Below are 17798 nucleotides of genomic sequence, written 5' to 3' on the forward strand. Positions count from 1 at the left end.
AACAACCATTTAATAATGAAAACCAAATCACTTCTGTTTCTGTTCGTTCTGTTGCCGTTTATGTCTTTTTCTCAGGCCAAGGCAAATCCTGACGATGCAGTGATAAAAAAATCACTTGCTTATTTTGTAAACAGTATTAAATCTAAACAGATAGATCAAGCAGTAAGTTCTATATATCCAAAATTCTTCACTATAGTTTCAAAAGAACAGATGACACAGATTTTGAATATGACTTACAATAATCCATTCATGAAAATTGAAGTACAGGATTTAAAGTTTGGTAATATTGAAAAACCCGAACTCATTACTGGCGAATATTTTTCTGTTACCCATTATTTTTTGAAACTGAAATGCAGTGTCAGTTCATTAAATGATGAGATGAAACAAAAAATGAACAGCGCTTTAACGATCAAATATGGCGCGAATAATGTAAATTATCTGGCCAATGAAAGTTTATATCTCATCAATGCTAATATGAAAGCCTGTGCTGTTTCAAAAGACAAGAAAACCTGGAAATTTGTTATTCTGGAAAAAGAATACAAAAAAGGACTGGTGAACGTTTTGCCGAAGAAAATTCTGGATAAATTTTAAAGGCTTAAGCAGCAAGCATTAATTTTTATTAAAGTAATGCTGTCTTGAAAGATGATTTTTTGCTTTCTGTAAATACCGTAAAAACACGGATTTCAACCAGCGTTTATTTCTTATATCTTTATCGTGCGCTTAAAAGAACAAAATAAAAAATATGTTTGATCTGAATTACGACCTGATAAAGAAAGAAATAAAATCTGAAGTATGTAAAGAACACGGTCTGCATCCTGAATTGGTGAAGACGGATGAAGGTTTTGGAATAAAAGCCTGCTGTGAACCTTTCAGGGAAGAGCTCGTTGAAAAATCAGGAAAAATGATTGAGGAAGAAACTAAGAAAATCCTCGATGAAATGATGAAAGATATGTTTAAAAAATAAATTTTTACGATGTGATGGTAACACTTGCTGTTATCGCGGGAGCTGCTCCGGATGGGGCGGCTTTTTTGTTGGAAATATACGATAATGAGAACTATAAACTATTTGGATAAACATATTTATTAAGCTTGAATTTATAACAAAAACCGCCCCAAAGCAGGGCGGTTTTCTAAGTAAAAATAAATTGAAAGTTATAGTCCGGTTATCTTTTCTTCATACCTGTTCCTGCAAGGGAACTGATGAATACGAGGCCAAAGCCAATATAAGCGGCAAATGCCGTCAGATATATAATTAAGCTGTTTAAGCTTGGTTTTAAGGCGTATACTAATACAGAAAAGATTGCAAAACTCAACACGAGCAATAGGCTCCAGATGTTGATTTTTGCAGCATCTTCATTTCTCTTAAAAATCATTTCAAAAAAATCTCTCATCATTACTAACATTTTAAGGGTTATACATTTATAGATAAAAGCATACTCATCACGGTAAAAAGAATAGATTCCTTTACTGGGCTAAGGCTCATGATGACTGTGCCATTATTTATATCGCTATACCGGGCTGAAAGTCCGGAATATTTTTTTTGTTTTTTGAATCAATAAATGATTCCTGGTTATTGTGATACCAGTCAGATACGGGGTGCAAAAATGCTGTGAACAACTAACGAGGGTTAGTTAATCACGGGCCAGTATCTTTTACGGCATCGTAGAAAAAAAAGGATTCATATACTAGATATGAACTTGAATCAGTGGAAAAACTGAAAATCCACAGAAAACCTTTTTTCTCATCCTTAGTGTTTTTTAATTTTTTTTCAATAATTCACATGCTAATATTATGCCAAAGTTCAGTTTTTGCGGCCAGCACTTTGTTTCACGCAATTGATAAGGGCTGTGTTGAAGCGTGCTTTTATTGTAATATTTCCTTAAACAAAGAAAAATTTTCTATTTTTTAAAGCTAATGATAATGAACAAAGAAAATATTACGGAGGAGAAGTATTTTTATGTATTTAAAATAAACCACGAATAACTCAAATGTTCTTGCACAAATTTCACAATACAACAAACAGTTAAAAAAAATAATTTTTGGCTAAGATCATTCTCATCCGTAATATCAACTATTCAGTTCGTGTTATTGGTGAAATCATTAGTGTAATTTATGTTTAATTTTAAAAACCACAAGTAATGCAAATATCCCATCACAAATAATACAGATAAATATACGCAAGCATCCGTGTCAATCTGTGGAACCAGTGGGATACTTATAAGTTTCGGCTAAAGCCAATGGATAATGGATTTTTAAGTAAACGGGCTTCCTTCGTCTATGCTCTGGCTTATAGCCCGTTCCTAATGCATTAGTGCCATTCGTGAAATTATTTGTGCCATTTGTGTTTAATCTAATAAACCACGAATAAAAAAAAATTCACACTAATTTCACTAATGGAGTACTGTGAAATTCATTATCAATGAAAGAGTTATTAATATTAAAAAGAAAACCGCCTTTAAAGACGGTTTTTATATTTGTTACCAGTTTTTATCAATCAAATAAATAATCTGTGTCAACGCAGTAGCTCCCAGTAAAAGCTCTCTTCGGTTCACTTTTTCAAAAGTATCCTCTTCTGTGTGGTGAATGTCGAAGTAACGCTGAGAATCGGGCATCAGTTCAGCAGCCGGAATTCCCATGTCATGAAGTGGATAAAGGTCAGTTCCTGAAAACCGCTCTTCAAAATTGTAAACTCCGTAAGGGAGGAATAAGCTTGTCCAGGCTTTAATCTGATTTCTTTTGGCATCGTCCATATCCAGGGCAATTCCTCTTGGTGCAAAACCTCCGGCATCTGTTTCTATCGCAAAAAGATGTTTTTCATTATTTTCTTTTACAGTTTTACCGTATTGTATTCCACCTTTTACTCCGTTTTCTTCATTGGCGAAGCAAACAACTCTGATGGTATGATTATTTTTGATTCCCAATTTTTTAAAGGTTCTCAGCACCTCAATACTTTGTACAATTCCAGCACCGTCATCATGAGCGCCTTCGCCTACATCCCAGGAATCCAGATGTCCGCCGACAACAATTACGCTCTGGTCTTTTTTACCGGTAATTTCCCCGATTACAGAATGGGAAAGTTTTTCGCCTTTCATTCCGCAGTTAGAGTTGAGTTTTGCAGTGATTTTCTGGTTTTTCAATAATGCTTCAAGTTCATCTGCCGTGGTGCTTCCGATGGCTACGGCAGGTATTTTAGATACTTTATCTTCATAACGCATAGCTCCGGTATGAGGTACATCATCAAAAGCAGAAGACAGAGATCTTACGATGGCAAATTTGCCTCCCTTTTTAGCAGTTAAAGAAGCAGCTGTGGTTCTGTATTTTGCTGCATCACCATATGCTTTGAAGGTCTCGACAAATGACTGACTGAAAGGGTAGTTGAAGAATACAATTTTATCTTTTACTTTTTCAGCAGGAAGTTTGTCATATTCTTCCATAGATTTTACCATGATTATTTCTCCTGAAACATCTTTTCCTCCTGTTCCTTCGGAATTTCCAAGGGAAAGCATTTTAAGGTTTTTCCATTTTCCGTTGGAGGTTTGGATTTGAAGGGATTCTTTTCCTCTTACCCATACCGGGATCATCACTTCCTGCAGCCATACTTTATCGGCTCCGGCATCACGAAGTTTCTGTTCTGCCCATTTTACAGCCTTTTCATAAGCTTCAGATCCACTTAAACGGTGCCCGATGTTTTTTGTAAGCTCTCTCAGCTCTGTATATCCTTTTCCGTTGTTCAGGATTTCTGTAGAAATTTTTCTGAACTGGATAGAATCTTCTTTAGACTGGCCAAAAGCAGCCATTCCAAAAAGTAATAATGAAGTTCCTAGTATCTTTTTCATTGTTTACCAATTTTTATCAATCATATAAATAAGTTGTGTCATCACTGTAGAACCGAGTAACAGTTCTCTTCTGTTGACTTTTTCAAAAGTATCTTCTTCGGTGTGGTGAATATCAAAATAACGCTGTGGATCAGGCACCAGCTCTGCAGTGGGAACATCCATTTCATGAAGTGGAGCTATATCTGACCCCGAATATTTACCTTCAAAGTTGTAAACACCGTAAGGCAAGAACAAATTCACCCAGCTTTTGATTTGGTTTCTTTGAGGTTCATTCATTTCCAGGGAAATTCCCCGTGGTGAAAAGCCGCCGGCATCCGATTCTATGGCAAAAAGATGTTTCTCGTTGTTTTCTTTAACCACTTTACCGTATTCTTTTCCGCCTTTTGTGCCGTTTTCTTCATTAGCGAAACAAACTGCGCGAATCGTATGATTATTTTGTAGTCCCAATTTTTTAAAGGTTCTCAATACCTCAATACTTTGCACAATTCCGGCCCCGTCGTCATGAGCACCTTCGCCTACATCCCAGGAATCGAGGTGTCCGCCTACAACAATTACGCTCTGATCTTTTTTTCCGGTAATCTCCCCGATAACAGAGTGGGAGCGTTTTTCTCCTTTCATTCCACAGTTGGAATTGAGTTTTGCTGTTACTTTCTGTTTTTTCAACAGCATTTCCAGTTCGTCAGCAGAGGTGTTTCCAATGGTTATGGCCGGTACTTTGGAAGTGTTCTCGTCATAGCGCATATTGCCTGTGTGAGGCACATCATCAAAAGCAGAAGAAAGTGACCTTATGATCGCAAATTTACCTCCTTTTTTAGCCGTTAATGAAGCAGCAGTTCGTCTGTAGGGGCTTGCATCACGATAAGAAATAAAAGTCTGTACATTTCCCTGATTAAAAGGGTAGTTGAAAAATACAATTTTATCTTTTACTCTTTCTGACGGAAGCTTGTCATATTCTTCCAATGATTTTACCATGATGATTTCTCCCGAAACATCTTTTCCTCCTGTTCCTTCGGAATTCCCGAGAGAAAGCATTTTAATACTTTTCCATTTTCCGTTAGATATCTGGATGTGCAGGGATTCTTTTCCTCTTACCCAAACCGGGATCGTTACTTCCTGAAGCCATACTTTATCAGCTCCGGCATCACGAAGCTTCTGAGCTGCCCATTGTACTGATTTTTCGTAGGCTTCGGAACCGCTTAAACGGTTACCTATCGTTTTGGTAAGCTCTTTCAGCTCTGTATATCCTTTTCCGTTGTTCAGGATTTCAGTGGAAATTCTTTTGAACTGGATGGAATCTTCCTTAGATTGGCCAAATGCAGTCATTCCGAAAAGCAATAATGAAGTTCCTAATATTTTTTTCATTGTTACCAGTTTTTATCAACCATAAAAATCATCTGTGTCATTGCAACTGCTCCAAGAAGAAGCTCTCTTTTGTTCACTTTGTCAAACGTATCCTGTTCGGAATGATGATAATCAAAATATCTTTGTGTATCTACAACAAGCTCTGCTAAGGGAATATCGAGTTTTTTTAAAGGAGAAATATCCTGAATTGCCTCAGTTTGGTCGAAATCATAAACACCATAAGGCAGGAAATATTCTTTCCATGGATAAACCAATCGTCTTCTCTGAGGAGACATATCCAAAGAAAATCCTCGCGGAGAATACCCTCCGGCATCTGTTCCTAAGGCAAATACATGTTTTTCGTCTTTCTTTTTTACATAGGCAGCATACATCTCGCGGCCCTGGCCTCCGTTTTCACTGTTGGCGTATAAGACTACGCGGATAGTGTGGTTATTTTCATATCCAAGGGCTTTCAATGTTCTCAGAACTTCGATACACTGTACGACTCCTGTTCCGTCATCCACTGCACCTTCACCAATGTCCCATGAATCCAGCTGGGCGCCAAGAACAATCACTTTAGAATCCTTTTTACCCTGAATTTCAGCAATAATATTCGGATTTGTAGTGTCGCCTTTTGATTGGGCTGTCATATTAATTTTAGCAGTGACTTTTTGTTTTTTTAAGGTCTTTTCCAATTCATCTGCGGACCTTACGCCAATGGATAAAGCCGGAATTTTAACCTTGTCATCCGGTTCGTAGTAAATCATTTTGGCATGAGGGGTATCGTCATTAGCGGTTGTCAGTGATCGTATAATTAATGCTTTTGCTCCTGTTTTGGCAATGACAGAAGCGGAAATTAATTTTGATTTTGCAGCCTGTAAATAAGCATCACTTGTATTGATTATTTTCGGATCCATAGGCACATTTACGAAAACTATTTTGTCTCTTAGCTGTCCTACTGACATGGCATTAAGCTCTGAAGTGGAATTGATTAAAACAATTTCACCTGTCAGATCTTTTCCACCCGTACCTTCGGAGTTTCCGAAAGAAAGCATTCTAACGTTTTTCCAGTCACCGTTTCCTGCTTTTATCTGTAAGGATTCCTTACCTCTGATCCAGACAGGTGCTTTGGCTTCCTGTCGCCAGATCATATTAATACCGATTTCTTTAAATTTTTTTTCTGCCCATTCTACTGCCTTTGTATAACCAGGAGTTGCGCTGAAACGTGGACCGATGCCTTTGGTAAGTTCGCCCAGATTGTCATAAGCGCTACCGTTGGTCATAATTTCATCCGAAATTTTTCTGAACTCGTCATGATAATTGAATTTTGCCGTTATTCCTTTTTTTGCCGGACTTTTTTGTGGCTTTTTTTGAGAAAATAAAAATCCACTCAAAAAGAGTGGAAGTATAATGAATATTTTTTTCATTTATTATTTACCTTTCTTTTTCCATTGTTAAAAGTAGGGAAAAAATAGGAATTTATTAAGGTTTCATGTCGTACATTAACAAGGCTGTAATCAATTTAGGCTCAATAAATGTACATTTCGGAGGCATACTTAATTTTAGGTCTGAAATTTTAATCATATCATTAAAACTTACAGGATAAATTCCGAAGCCAACTTTACCGTCGCCGCTGTCTACTTTTTCTTTTAAAAGGTTGATTCCTTTGATATCGGAAGTTCCTTTTACATAAGAAATAAGTTCAGAGCTGTCCGGATCTTCAATCTTCAGGATACTTTTGAAAATATATTTATCTAAAAGATGATGATCCAGGTTGTCCAGGGACATTTCTTTGGAACGGAGATCATGTTTTACGTGAAGTGAATAGAATTTCCCGTCCATATACATTGAAATATGGAATTTCTGAGAAGGATAGTACAATGTTTCACCTTTTTCGTGAATCAGGAAATACTTATCAATTTCTTTCAGGAAGTTTTCCGGAGACATACCGTTCAGATCATGTAAAATTCTGTTATAATCGTGAATTTTTATAGACTGGTTGGAGACAATGAAACTATATACAAAGTTGTAAAGTTCTGTACCATTATGTTTCTTGTTTTTCTCCTTATGGTATTTGGCATTTATTGCTGTAGAACCAATTCTATGGTGTCCATCGGCAATATAAAATGAATCAATCTGATCAATTACTTCTTTAAACTGCTGCAGCTTAAGGCGGTTGTCTATTCTCCAGATTTTATGTCTGATTCCCATAGAATCCACATGATTGAAGATAGGAACATTTTTTTCCTCATGGTTCATCAGCAATTCAATTTTAGAATTGGCAGGGTAGGTAAGAAGTACAGGTTCTGCCTGGAGGTTTACTTTTTCAAGGTAGTGAGCCAGTTTTTCCTTTTTCTGGGGGATGGTGCTTTCGTGTCTTTTTATTTTTCCATTCCAGAAATCTTCAATACTTGCCAATCCCAGAAGTCCTCTGAACATCTGTTTGTTGGGATAGATCTGCTCATAAAGATAGTAGGATGAATTGTCCTGGACCAATTTCTTCTCTTCCAGGAGTTCTTCAAATGTAGAACGGATCTTTCGCAGGTTCCGGTCAATATCTTTAGATTTACTTACAACATAAGGTTTAATCATATTGATGTAAGTATTTTCAACTTGAGCTTTCTCTGCGATCTCTTCCTGGGTGAAATTATCCAGTGGATGGGTAGGGAAAGTGCTCTCAAAGTCTCTATGAGGTCTTATTCCACGGAAAGGTTTAAAAACAGGCATATTTATCTTATAGTTTCTTTTTGTAGCTTAATAATTTGTTCTGCAAGTTCGATACCGATTTTTTCTTGCGCATCCACTGTATTGCCGCCTACGTGAGGTGAAAGCGATAATGCAGGGTTCATCAGCAGCGGCAGCTCCGGGCTTGGTTCGTTTTCAAAAACGTCCAGTGCAGCTCCGGCAACTTTTCCTGATTCGATAAAATCAATCAGTGTCACTTCATTGATGACACCTCCTCTTGCGGTATTTACAATATAGACGCCATCTTTCATTTTTTCAAACTGAGGGGTATCTATAATATACTCATTCGTTTTTGGCGTATTGATACTGATAAAATCGGCATCTTTAAGGAATGCATCCATATCATTGGTGGACGTGATTTCGAAACTCACAGACTGCCCGTCGAAGAAATTCAGCGTAAGAATTTCTGTTTTCGGGCTTCTTGTCAGAACCGTTACTTTCATTCCCAAAGCAATTCCTATTTTTACCACTTCCTGACCAATACTTCCAAAGCCGATTATTCCTAATGTTTTTCCAGAAAGTTCATATGCATTATTGAATGATTTTTTCATTGCATTGAAGTGGGTTTCCCCTTCCAGAGGCATCAGTCTGTTGGATTCATGAAGGAATCTTGCCAGTGAGATGAAGTGTCCGAAAACCAGTTCAGCCACTGATTTTGAAGATGCTGTGGGTGTATTGATTACTTTAATGCCTTTACTTTTGGCATATTCCACATCAATATTGTCCATCCCGATACCGCCTCTTCCGATAATTTTAAGGCCGGGACATGCATCTATCAGATCCTGCCGCACTTTTGTTGCACTTCTTACCAGAAGAACGTCCACATTATTATCGTTGATAAAATTAATAACGTGATCCTGAGCCACTCTATTGTCCAGAATTTCAATTCCGGCTTCTTTAAAAGCGTTTTCTCCTGCTTTTGAAATACCATCGTTTGCTAAAACTTTCATGAGCTATTTTATTACAGATGTTAGATTGAAGATGTCAGAAGCTAGATTTTGAGGTCTGTTATCTGACACCACTTGTCTGATATCTTTTTATTTTTCGGTCGCCTAATATAAGCTATTTTATTGACTTCATTACATCCACCAAGACCTGTACACTTTCAATAGGTAAGGCGTTGTATAAACTTGCTCTGTAACCACCAAGGCTTCTGTGTCCGTTCAATCCACTGATACCTGCTGCTTTCCATGCATTGTCAAATTCTTCTTTTTTGCTTTCGTCTGTGATTTTAAAAGAAACATTCATCAATGAACGGTCTTCTTTTACGCAGAAAGTTTCGAACAATGGATTGCTGTCGATTTCGTCATATAAAAGCTTGGCTTTAGCTTCATTTCTCTGTTCTGCAGCAGCAATTCCTCCGTTTCTTTCAAGATACTGAAGGGTAAGTAAAGAGGCATATACAGGGAATACCGGCGGCGTATTGTACATAGATTCTTTAGCGATGTGCTGGGAATAATCCAGAATAGAAAACATATTTTCTCTTCCTGTTTTACCCAGGATTTCTTTTTTGATTACCACTAAAGTAACTCCTGCCGGTCCCATATTCTTCTGAGCACCGGCATAGATCAGATCAAACTTGGAAAAATCCAGCTGTCTTGAGAAAATATCAGAACTCATATCACACACCATCAGTGTATCCACTTCCGGGAAAGATTTCATCTGAGTTCCATAAATAGTGTTGTTGGAAGTGCAGTGGAAATAATTATATTCTGCACCTACGGTATAATTTTTAGGAATAAAAGAATAGTTTTCTTCTTTTGAAGAGCCTACTACATCTACCGTTCCTACTTTTTTAGCTTCTTTGATGGCTCCGGCTGCCCATGTTCCTGTATCCAGGTAAGCTGCTTTTCCACCTACTTTCATCAGGTTATAGGGAACCATTGCAAACTGCAGGCTGGCACCTCCCCCTAAATAAAGTACTTCATAATCATCACCAAGATTCATCAATCTTTTTACAATGGCACGCGCTTCGTCCATTACCGCAACGAAATCTTTACTTCTGTGAGAAATTTCAAGAAGAGATAATCCAATACCATTAAAGTCAAGGATAGCCTGTGCTGATTTTTCAAATACCTCCTGTGGCAAAATACATGGCCCTGCGCTGAAGTTGTGCTTTTTGTTCATATTTTATTTTTTTGGTTGCTTCCGGATTGAGAATTCCTTCTGCTTTATTTTGATTTACATTGGATTTTGGGTCAAAAAAACCGTCTCACAGATGATGAGACGGAATTTTTTATTCGCCGTGTAAGAATGCTTTTTTGTTAAGAAGCGTTTCTTCAGATTCTACGTGATCCTCGTCAGGAACACAACAGTCTACAGGGCATACTGCTGCACACTGAGGTTCTTCATGGAATCCTTTACATTCTGTACATTTATCTGTTACAATGAAGTATACATCATCACTTACAGGTTCCTGTGGTGCATTGGCATCTACAGTAAGTCCCGACGGTAAAGTAATGGTACCTTGAAGAGCCGTACCGTCAGAAGCTTTCCAATCTACAGCTCCTTCATATATTGCATTGTTCGGGCATTCCGGTTCGCAAGCCCCGCAGTTAATGCATTCATCAGTTATTTTAATAGCCATCGCTAATTTTTTTTAAATTTGCACAAAATTACAAAATATTCCCCAATTTTAAAGTAATTATGAATACCGAAAATCAAGTTTTAGGACTTATTAAATTAAGTGATTATATAAAAGCGTTTTTAGCGAAGAAACCAGAATATCATAATGAAGATGATGCTGATATTGAATTATTATTAAAAAGGTCTGAAATAGAGAATCCGTGGTTTACCATTGATAATCAGAAATTTGCTTTGCAGCAATGGGCTGATCTTTTAAGTGAAGAAAATATTAATAACTGGCTTGGGAATTATTCAATCTCTAAAATTTCAAAAAGAGTTGGACTTATTCTGGCCGGAAATATCCCTTTAGTAGGGTTTCATGATGTAATGTCTGTTGTTGTAAGCAATCACATCCCTGTAATTAAGTTATCTTCAAAGGATAAATACATGATTCCGTTTTTGTTAAAAAAATGGAATGAGTTTTCCGATGGAAATGTAGCTTTCGAATTTGTAGAAAAATTAGAAAATTTTGATGCCGTTATCGCTACAGGAAGCAATAATACAGCGAGATATCTGGAATATTATTTCAAGAACCATTTAAGTATTATCCGTAAGAACAGAACTTCTGTAGCCGTGCTGAAAGGCGATGAAACGAATGAAGAACTGCAATTGCTGGCAAAAGATATTTTCCAGTATTTTGGATTAGGATGCAGAAATGTAACGAGAATTTTTATTCCGCAGGATTTTTTGATCGACAGATTATTTGAAAACTTTTTAGCATTCCAGGATATTATCAATCATAATAAATATGCCAATAATTATGATTATAACAGGGCAGTTTATCTTTTAAATCAGGATAAATTCTGGGATAATAATTTTGTGATGCTAAAAGAAGATGATAAACTGTTCAGTCCGCTTTCTGTGATTAATTTCAGCAGATATGAATCATTGGATGACGTGAAAAACTTTATTGCAGAAAATGAAGAAAATATCCAGTGTGTGGTGGCTAAGGAGGAGTTGGGATTGAATGCCATACCTTTTGGAGAAGCACAAAATCCGGGACTTGATACGTATGCAGATAATGTAGATACCATGAAATTTTTGGAACTGGTCTGATTTTCGTATCTTCCATCACTTATTTTACCAGAACAAAAATGAATACTATGAAAAAAATATTGCTGGGACTTGTCCTTATTGGAGGACAGTTGATTTTTGCTCAGAAAGTAACAGGTGCAAAAGTTGAGAGCAGTCCTAAAAAGGAGCAGCAGGCTACTATAAGTAAGGAAAAAGTGAGTTTGTACAACGATAACTTCCTTACGTTTGTTGAGGCTTTACAAGCTTCTGACCGTAAAACCATTGACGGGCTGCTTTCTGAGAAGGTAAAGGAAATTGTGACGGACGAGGTGCTTAAAAAGGTCAAAGCCGGTATTGATCCCAGTAAAAAACTCGAAATCCTAAAAGCTGGATATTATAAAACAATGGATGGAGTCAATCATCCAAGTATTAAATACAAATACGCAGGAGAATCATCTTCTAAAGAAGTTATTACAGCTGTATTTGAGGACGACGGAAAAATTCTGGGTGTGCTGCCTGTGCAATAAGATTAAATTTATTTTCGATTAACTAAAAAAATATTAACTATGATGACAGATGTTTTAGTCGCTCATTCTTCGGACGTGGAGAAGGTGAATTTTTACAAGAAGACCTATTTGCATGTTGCTTTGTCTATTCTTGCATTTATTGGAGTTGAAACTGTATTATTGAAAACCGTTCCGGTAGAACTTATTGCGATGATGTTTAGTCAGAGATACATCTGGCTGCTGATTATCGGAGTTTTCTGGCTGGCTTCTGTTTTGGCTTCTAAATGGTCGCTTTCACAAAGTAAATCTACTCAATATTTAGGATTAGGGTTTTATATTCTTTTGGAAGCGATTATCTTCCTGCCTCTTCTTTTTATGGCAACCAATATGACAGGCGGTACGAATGTGATCTTCCAGGCTGCTACTTTAACGATTGCTATGTTTGCAGGTATTTCTGCAGTAGCATTTACTTCTAAAAGAGATTTTTCTTTCTTAAGAAATATCATTGTAATCGGTGGATTTATTTCAATCGGACTGATTGTAGGTGGAATGATCTTTGGCTTTAACCTTGGACTATGGTTTTCAGTAGGAATGGTCATCTTAGCTTCAGCTACCATTCTATATCAGACCAGTAAGCTGAAAGACTCATACGGAACGAATCAGTATGTAGGAGCGGCGCTGCAGCTTTTTGCTTCCATTATGCTTTTATTCTGGTATATCCTGAGTATTTTGATGAGCAGAAGAAACTAATAGATAAATCTTATTTTTTAAAATATAGTCCCGGTGATTTTTCATCGGGATTTTTTTTAATACAGATGATTTTTAAACATAAATGTCACAAATGTTTTCACGGATAACACAAATTAAATTCAATAGGAACGGGTTATAATCCTGAGCGTAGACGGAGGAAGCCCGTTTGTCTTATGGAATATCTTCTTAGCCGAATTTATAATAATTTTAAAGCTGTTTTTAAACCACGCATTTCACGGATTTTCACGGATGATTGAGAATATTTTTGATGAATCAATTTTTTGAACTGTTGTATTGGTATTTGTGAAATTTGTGAAAACATTTGTGTTATTCGTGTTTTAAACCAAAGCCAAAAAAATCCTGATGAAAATTCACCGGGATTTTAATTGGTTATTCTTTTACCATTTTTCATGCAACTTCCCGCCTCATGTGACCGGTTAAAGTCCTTTGAAGTACATTTTTCAGTTGAAATGAAAGATTCTTAAAGAATAGAAAAAAGTATAGTAATGAGGAAAACCTCAGGTATTGTAGATTTTGTGTTTTTACAGTCTTTTGATTAAAAATAATCGTAAGATGTTATTTGTCAATTGATCCTAAAACCTTCTGAGCAAAAGAGTTTAAAGCATCTTTTTCACTCATTCCGTTTTGTACATTGGCATGAACTTCCAGAGCTCCGCAAATGTTGGTAATCAATTCTCCTGCAACATTCAGATCTTCTTCGCTTGTTCCTCTGAATTCGCAGAAACTTTCCAGTACTTCTAATGTTTTTTCAAGGTTTTCAGGAGTCTGATTCTGATAAAACTGTCTGATTACGGGTAATTTCATTATGCTAATTCATTAAAAAGGTTAATTAAACTTTCTGCCTGGTTAGATTGAACCTGGTTAACCAGTTCTCCGTTTTTAAAGATGGCGAAAGTAGGTAAGTTGTCTACTTTTGCTAATTTTCTGCTTTCAGGAAGCTTTTCAGCATCTACATATAAAAATGGAATAGAATCATTTTCAGCGGCTAATTTTTTGAATTTCGGCTTCATGATTCTGCAGTTTCCGCACCATGTTGCGCCATATTGAACAACTACTTTTTCGTTGTCATTCACTATATTTTGTAATGTATCTTCGGTTAATTCTGTGTACATGATTGTAATTTGAAAATTTGTTAATTTGAGAATGTGCTAATGCTTTGTAAAGAAGAAAATGAGATAATTTTTGATAATTCTCCAATTATCTCATTTTCAAATTAACACATTATATTAGTTCTTAGCTAAGTATTCTGCTGTAGAAGTTCTGTCGGCTTTCATAGCTTCTTTTCCTTCTTCCCAGTTTGCAGGGCATACTTCACCGTGCTTTTGTACGTGTGTGTAAGCGTCAATTAATCTTAAGAATTCTTTTACATTTCTTCCTAAAGGCATATCGTTTACCGCTTCGTGGAAGATTTTTCCGGTTTCATCGATAAGGTAAGTTGCTCTGTAAGTTACGTTAGAACCTGTGAAAACTTCATTTCCATCTTCATCGTATTCGAAATCCTGGTCAACAATTCCTAACGTATTAGCCAATTGTCTGTGAGTATCAGCTAAAAGTGGGTAAGTTACTCCTTCAATTCCTCCGTTATCTTTTGGTGTGTTCAACCAAGCGAAGTGTACTTCGTTGGTATCACAAGATGCACCAATTACTTTAGTGTTTCTTTTTTCGAATTCACCTAAAGCTTCCTGAAAAGCGTGAAGCTCTGTAGGGCATACGAAAGTGAAATCTTTAGGGTACCAGAACAAAAGAACTTTTTGCTGGTTGTTTACTGCTTCATCAAGGATGTTGATTTTTAAATCATCACCCATCTCAGACATTGCGTCAATTGTTAAGTTTGGGAATTTTTTTCCTACTAAAGACATAATTTTTTGTTTTTATATTTAAATTTCTTATGCAAATATAAGAAAGGTTTATCTATCGAACAAACAAATATTGATAAATAAAATCTATAATTGTTTTTGATGGGCTGTTAAATGAAAAAGCCCTGATATCAGGGCTTTTTGTTAATTTTAATAACCAAATATTTCAGTTAAATTAAGTTTTTTAACTTCACCTAACTTCTGCATATCGGCCTCATTTACTTTATCTTGAGAAGCCACAAGACAATAAGTATAATTCTTGTTTTTCATTTCCTTATCGTGGAAAGAATTGATGTCTGCAAATGACAGCTTTGGTGCTTGTTCATACACTGTTTTTCTCATATCAAAATTGTTTCCGAGTTTTTGGGATTTCAGATAAGAGAAGATGATTCCGTCCTGAGTAATCCTTTCAGAAGCAATAGATTTTTTCAATCCGCTTTTCGCTGTTTCGAATAACTGCTCAGATTTTGGAAGTGTCGTTAAAAGCTCGTTCATTGCCGTTGTAGACTCATTGAATTTGTCTGCCTGTGTTCCTACATACGCCATGATCATATCTTTGTCTGTCTTCTTGCTTGGAAGCGCAAAGTAAGAATAGGTAGAGTAGGCCAGTGCCTTGGATTCTCTGATCGTCTGGAAAACAATAGAACCCATTCCGCCTCCGAAATAACTGTTGAATAAATTTACGGTAGGGGTCGTTGACGGATTGTATTGGTCAGCGTTTCGTACCCAGAAAACTTCTGCCTGTACCATGTCATAATGAGCGAATAATACCTTATTCTTATCAGTTGGAATCTGAGCAAAAGTTTTAGACTTAGGAAGCTCTTTCAGGGTTGCAGGGAGCTTGTGGACAGGTTTTAAAGATGCTACAACTTCGTTTCCTGATTTCGGACCATAATACAATACTTTATGCTTGAAATTGAACAGGTCATGAAGAACATTGATCAGGTCTTCTGCTTTTAATGCATCAAGTTCAGCATCGCTCAATACATTATTGAAAGGATTCTGCGCACCATATTGAGCATAACTTCTCAATCCGGCCATGATGGTTCCTTTATTCTGCTTCGCGTTTGCTCTGGCCTTCTTCAGTCTGATTTTGTAAGCATCAAGAGCGCTCTGATCTGCCTGGCAGTTTTTAATCAGATCTTCGAATAAAGCAATTGTTTTATCAAAATTTTCATTTAAACCTTCCAATGATACGTAAGTTTCTTCGTTTCCTGCACTCACATTGAAGCTTGAGGCAAGTTTGTAGAATTCCTTGCTGATCACTTCAGAAGACTTGTCCTTAGTTCCCAGATACTGAAGATATTCTGCTGCTAAAGGAAGGATTTTGTTGTTCCATTTTCCTGAATCAAAATGATAATACATTCTGAACAGCGCATTATCTGTATTTTTTACAGAAAGTACATCTACATCAGCTAATTTATTTTTAGCAATATCTTTATCATAATTTAACCATACCGGAGCGATAGGGTTTTCAGGCATTTCATCAATCTTTTTGAGGAAAGGAGACTGATCTTCTCTGTTTACGGAAACCGGTGTAATGGTTGGTTTGTCAACTTTTACAATACTTTTATCCTCACCTTTTCTTTTGTAAACCGCAACGTAGTTGTTGTTCTGAAGATATTTGGATACGAAATCCATGATATCTTTCTTCGTAAGTTTGGAGATTTCGTCTACATATTCCAGCGATGTCTTGTGGTCAATATCTGAGGTGAATTCATCCATCAGGATACTTGCTCTGGTTGAATATTTTTCATCCTTCTGAATGATCCCTTTCTTTTCATTGTTCACGATAGATTGAATCAGGTCATCAGAAAACTCACCTTTTCTCAATTTATCAATTTCCTGAAGAAGGAGATTTTTTACTTCATCCAAAGACTGTCCTTCAGTAGGTTTACCCTGTAAAAGTAAAACTGAATAATCCTTTAAGGCATAAGATCCGGCATAAGCACCCAGTAGCTTTTGTTTTTTTACCAGATCAAGGTCAATCAATCCTGCTTGTCCGTTGGTAAGCATATTTCCAACAAGGTTCAGCATTCTTGCATCTTTCGTAGATGCTCCTGGGAATCTGAAACCAAGCATTACATTTTCAGGATTCGGTCCTACCACTTCTTTTACAATCGGAGCGGAGATAGGCTTCTCCTGTCCCACTTTATATTCCGGAACCGTCTTAGGCTTCATGTAAGAGAAAGCCTTGTCTATCTTCGCAATGACTTCATCCGGGTTAAAATCTCCGGACATGATGATTCCCATGTTATTGGGAACATAGTAGTTGTTGTAATATTCTCTGATTGCATGTAGAGAAGGGTTTTTCAGGTGTTCAATGGTTCCGATGGTTGTTTGCTTTCCATAATTGTTGTTAGGGAAAAGATTGGCAAACATTGTATCGAAAACTTTATCTCCATCGTCATCAAGAGATCTGTTTTTTTCTTCATATACCGCCTCAAGCTCTGTGTGGAATAATCTCAAAACGGGCTCTCTGAATCTTTCAGCCTGTACAGCAAGGAACTTGTCAAGAACATTGGCCGGCACATCTTCTGTGTATACGGTCTGTTAAAAAGAGGTGAAGGCATTGGTTCCGTCAGCTCCCATGCCAGCCATCATTTTGTCGTATTCATTGGCAATTGCAAATTTGGCAGCCTCTCCTGAAACCCTGTCAATTTCTTTGTAGATCTCTTTTCTTTTAGCCTCATCCTTAGTCTGGTTGTACTTTTCGTAAAGAGCATCAATCTGATCCAAAAGAGGTTTTTCTTTTGCCCAGTCTTTAGACCCGAACTGATTCGTTCCTTTGAAAAGCATATGCTCAAGATAGTGGGCAAGACCGGTATGATCTGCAGGATCGGTTTTACTTCCGGCTTTTGTTGCAATATAGGTTTGAATTCTAGGATCTTTATTCGTAGGACTCAGAATAACTGTTAATCCGTTTTTTAAGGTGTAATACCTTGCGGAAGTAGGGTCATTCGTTACATATTTGTATTTGTAGCCGTTTGAGGTAGCTTCTTTCCATTGGAAATCCTGGCCAAAAGCATATCCTGAGAAACTTGCGGCGGCAATACTCGTCGCGATGGTTAGTTTTTTTAACAGATTCATTGCTGCTGTGTTTT

General features: G+C 36.8%; 16 protein-coding genes and 1 pseudogene. 5 read left to right on the top strand and 12 right to left on the bottom strand.

The genetic code is table 11. The annotated features are described in order from the left end of the window. Nucleotides 1-15 precede the first annotated feature (15 nt). Together ACP3T3_RS02150 and ACP3T3_RS02155 are read left to right on the top strand one after the other, a co-directional pair. Nucleotides 16-591 carry a hypothetical protein gene (locus tag ACP3T3_RS02150; RefSeq protein ID WP_426478293.1) on the top strand — a complete coding sequence of 192 codons (576 nt, stop codon included), beginning with the start codon at nt 16-18 and terminating at the stop codon, nt 589-591. 151 nt (nt 592-742) lie between these two features. After that, nucleotides 743-964 carry a hypothetical protein gene (locus ACP3T3_RS02155; RefSeq protein WP_426478294.1) on the top strand — a complete coding sequence of 74 codons (222 nt, stop codon included), beginning with the start codon at nt 743-745 and terminating at the stop codon, nt 962-964. Between the two features lie 199 nt (nt 965-1163). Here the strand turns inward: ACP3T3_RS02155 and ACP3T3_RS02160 are convergent, their stop codons facing one another. The 8 genes from ACP3T3_RS02160 to ACP3T3_RS02195 form a co-directional block, all read right to left on the bottom strand. Further along, nucleotides 1164-1394, bottom strand: coding sequence for a hypothetical protein (locus ACP3T3_RS02160; RefSeq protein ID WP_426478295.1), 231 nt, complete (start codon nt 1392-1394; stop codon nt 1164-1166). Nucleotides 1395-2477: 1083 nt separating this feature from the next. After that, complete coding sequence (locus tag ACP3T3_RS02165) at nt 2478-3836, bottom strand: M20/M25/M40 family metallo-hydrolase (RefSeq protein ID WP_426478296.1); 1359 nt, start codon at nt 3834-3836, stop codon at nt 2478-2480. A 3-nt stretch (nt 3837-3839) separates the two neighbouring features. Next, a complete protein-coding gene (locus tag ACP3T3_RS02170) occupies nt 3840-5198 on the bottom strand; it encodes a M20/M25/M40 family metallo-hydrolase (RefSeq protein ID WP_426478297.1) in 1359 nt (452 codons plus the stop codon). A 2-nt stretch (nt 5199-5200) separates the two neighbouring features. After that, the gene (locus ACP3T3_RS02175) at nt 5201-6604 is read right to left on the bottom strand and encodes a M28 family peptidase (protein WP_426478298.1); all 1404 of its coding nucleotides are present in this window, start codon (nt 6602-6604) and stop codon (nt 5201-5203) included. Nucleotides 6605-6659: 55 nt separating this feature from the next. Beyond that, on the bottom strand, nt 6660-7904 hold the full coding sequence (locus ACP3T3_RS02180; RefSeq protein ID WP_426478299.1) for a DUF1015 domain-containing protein: 1245 nt from the start codon (nt 7902-7904) through the stop codon (nt 6660-6662). A 2-nt stretch (nt 7905-7906) separates the two neighbouring features. Beyond that, complete coding sequence (locus tag ACP3T3_RS02185) at nt 7907-8872, bottom strand: D-2-hydroxyacid dehydrogenase (RefSeq protein WP_426478300.1); 966 nt, start codon at nt 8870-8872, stop codon at nt 7907-7909. A 112-nt stretch (nt 8873-8984) separates the two neighbouring features. Then, a complete protein-coding gene (serC, locus tag ACP3T3_RS02190) occupies nt 8985-10049 on the bottom strand; it encodes a 3-phosphoserine/phosphohydroxythreonine transaminase (RefSeq protein WP_426478301.1) in 1065 nt (354 codons plus the stop codon). Between the two features lie 109 nt (nt 10050-10158). Next, on the bottom strand, nt 10159-10509 hold the full coding sequence (locus tag ACP3T3_RS02195) for a 4Fe-4S binding protein (RefSeq protein ID WP_426478302.1): 351 nt from the start codon (nt 10507-10509) through the stop codon (nt 10159-10161). Nucleotides 10510-10568: 59 nt separating this feature from the next. Between ACP3T3_RS02195 and ACP3T3_RS02200 the strand changes: the two genes are divergently transcribed. From ACP3T3_RS02200 to ACP3T3_RS02210, 3 genes are read left to right on the top strand one after another with little or no spacing between them, the layout of a single operon-like run. Beyond that, nucleotides 10569-11603 (top strand): acyl-CoA reductase, encoded by a 1035-nt coding sequence (locus ACP3T3_RS02200; protein WP_426478303.1) that lies wholly within the window; start codon nt 10569-10571, stop codon nt 11601-11603. A 47-nt stretch (nt 11604-11650) separates the two neighbouring features. After that, nucleotides 11651-12088: a peptidylprolyl isomerase gene (locus ACP3T3_RS02205; protein ID WP_426478304.1), complete on the top strand. Its 438-nt coding sequence runs from the start codon at nt 11651-11653 to the stop codon at nt 12086-12088. Between the two features lie 39 nt (nt 12089-12127). Continuing rightward, nucleotides 12128-12817 (top strand): Bax inhibitor-1/YccA family protein, encoded by a 690-nt coding sequence (locus tag ACP3T3_RS02210; protein WP_426478305.1) that lies wholly within the window; start codon nt 12128-12130, stop codon nt 12815-12817. Between the two features lie 576 nt (nt 12818-13393). Here ACP3T3_RS02210 and ACP3T3_RS02215 read toward each other — a convergent pair. The 4 genes and pseudogenes from ACP3T3_RS02215 to ACP3T3_RS02230 form a co-directional block, all read right to left on the bottom strand. Next, a complete protein-coding gene (locus tag ACP3T3_RS02215; protein ID WP_002980002.1) occupies nt 13394-13642 on the bottom strand; it encodes a DUF6952 family protein in 249 nt (82 codons plus the stop codon). Beyond that, the gene (locus ACP3T3_RS02220; protein WP_002980001.1) at nt 13642-13950 is read right to left on the bottom strand and encodes a thioredoxin family protein; all 309 of its coding nucleotides are present in this window, start codon (nt 13948-13950) and stop codon (nt 13642-13644) included. Before ACP3T3_RS02220 ends, ACP3T3_RS02215 begins: the two co-directional genes overlap by 1 nt. A 114-nt stretch (nt 13951-14064) precedes the next feature. Then, nucleotides 14065-14697 carry a peroxiredoxin gene (locus ACP3T3_RS02225; RefSeq protein WP_426478306.1) on the bottom strand — a complete coding sequence of 211 codons (633 nt, stop codon included), beginning with the start codon at nt 14695-14697 and terminating at the stop codon, nt 14065-14067. Nucleotides 14698-14844: 147 nt separating this feature from the next. After that, nucleotides 14845-17784: pseudogene (locus ACP3T3_RS02230) on the bottom strand (insulinase family protein). Between the last annotated feature and the right edge of the window lie 14 nt (nt 17785-17798).

Origin of the sequence: Chryseobacterium sp. CBSDS_008 (genome assembly GCF_049959325.1) — a bacterium.
Taxonomy (GTDB): domain Bacteria; phylum Bacteroidota; class Bacteroidia; order Flavobacteriales; family Weeksellaceae; genus Chryseobacterium.

Excerpts from the sequence above, each read along its gene's own strand:
- ACP3T3_RS02150 (WP_426478293.1), top strand. The coding sequence starts at position 16 with ATGAAAACCAAATCACTTCTGTTTCTGTTCGTTCTGTTGCCGTTTATG.
- ACP3T3_RS02155 (WP_426478294.1), top strand. The coding sequence starts at position 743 with ATGTTTGATCTGAATTACGACCTGATAAAGAAAGAAATAAAATCTGAA.
- ACP3T3_RS02160 (WP_426478295.1), bottom strand. The coding sequence starts at position 1,394 with ATGATGAGAGATTTTTTTGAAATGATTTTTAAGAGAAATGAAGATGCT.
- ACP3T3_RS02165 (WP_426478296.1), bottom strand. The coding sequence starts at position 3,836 with ATGAAAAAGATACTAGGAACTTCATTATTACTTTTTGGAATGGCTGCT.
- ACP3T3_RS02170 (WP_426478297.1), bottom strand. The coding sequence starts at position 5,198 with ATGAAAAAAATATTAGGAACTTCATTATTGCTTTTCGGAATGACTGCA.
- ACP3T3_RS02175 (WP_426478298.1), bottom strand. The coding sequence starts at position 6,604 with ATGAAAAAAATATTCATTATACTTCCACTCTTTTTGAGTGGATTTTTA.
- ACP3T3_RS02180 (WP_426478299.1), bottom strand. The coding sequence starts at position 7,904 with ATGCCTGTTTTTAAACCTTTCCGTGGAATAAGACCTCATAGAGACTTT.
- ACP3T3_RS02185 (WP_426478300.1), bottom strand. The coding sequence starts at position 8,872 with ATGAAAGTTTTAGCAAACGATGGTATTTCAAAAGCAGGAGAAAACGCT.
- serC (WP_426478301.1), bottom strand. The coding sequence starts at position 10,049 with ATGAACAAAAAGCACAACTTCAGCGCAGGGCCATGTATTTTGCCACAG.
- ACP3T3_RS02195 (WP_426478302.1), bottom strand. The coding sequence starts at position 10,509 with ATGGCTATTAAAATAACTGATGAATGCATTAACTGCGGGGCTTGCGAA.
- ACP3T3_RS02200 (WP_426478303.1), top strand. The coding sequence starts at position 10,569 with ATGAATACCGAAAATCAAGTTTTAGGACTTATTAAATTAAGTGATTAT.
- ACP3T3_RS02205 (WP_426478304.1), top strand. The coding sequence starts at position 11,651 with ATGAAAAAAATATTGCTGGGACTTGTCCTTATTGGAGGACAGTTGATT.
- ACP3T3_RS02210 (WP_426478305.1), top strand. The coding sequence starts at position 12,128 with ATGATGACAGATGTTTTAGTCGCTCATTCTTCGGACGTGGAGAAGGTG.
- ACP3T3_RS02215 (WP_002980002.1), bottom strand. The coding sequence starts at position 13,642 with ATGAAATTACCCGTAATCAGACAGTTTTATCAGAATCAGACTCCTGAA.
- ACP3T3_RS02220 (WP_002980001.1), bottom strand. The coding sequence starts at position 13,950 with ATGTACACAGAATTAACCGAAGATACATTACAAAATATAGTGAATGAC.
- ACP3T3_RS02225 (WP_426478306.1), bottom strand. The coding sequence starts at position 14,697 with ATGTCTTTAGTAGGAAAAAAATTCCCAAACTTAACAATTGACGCAATG.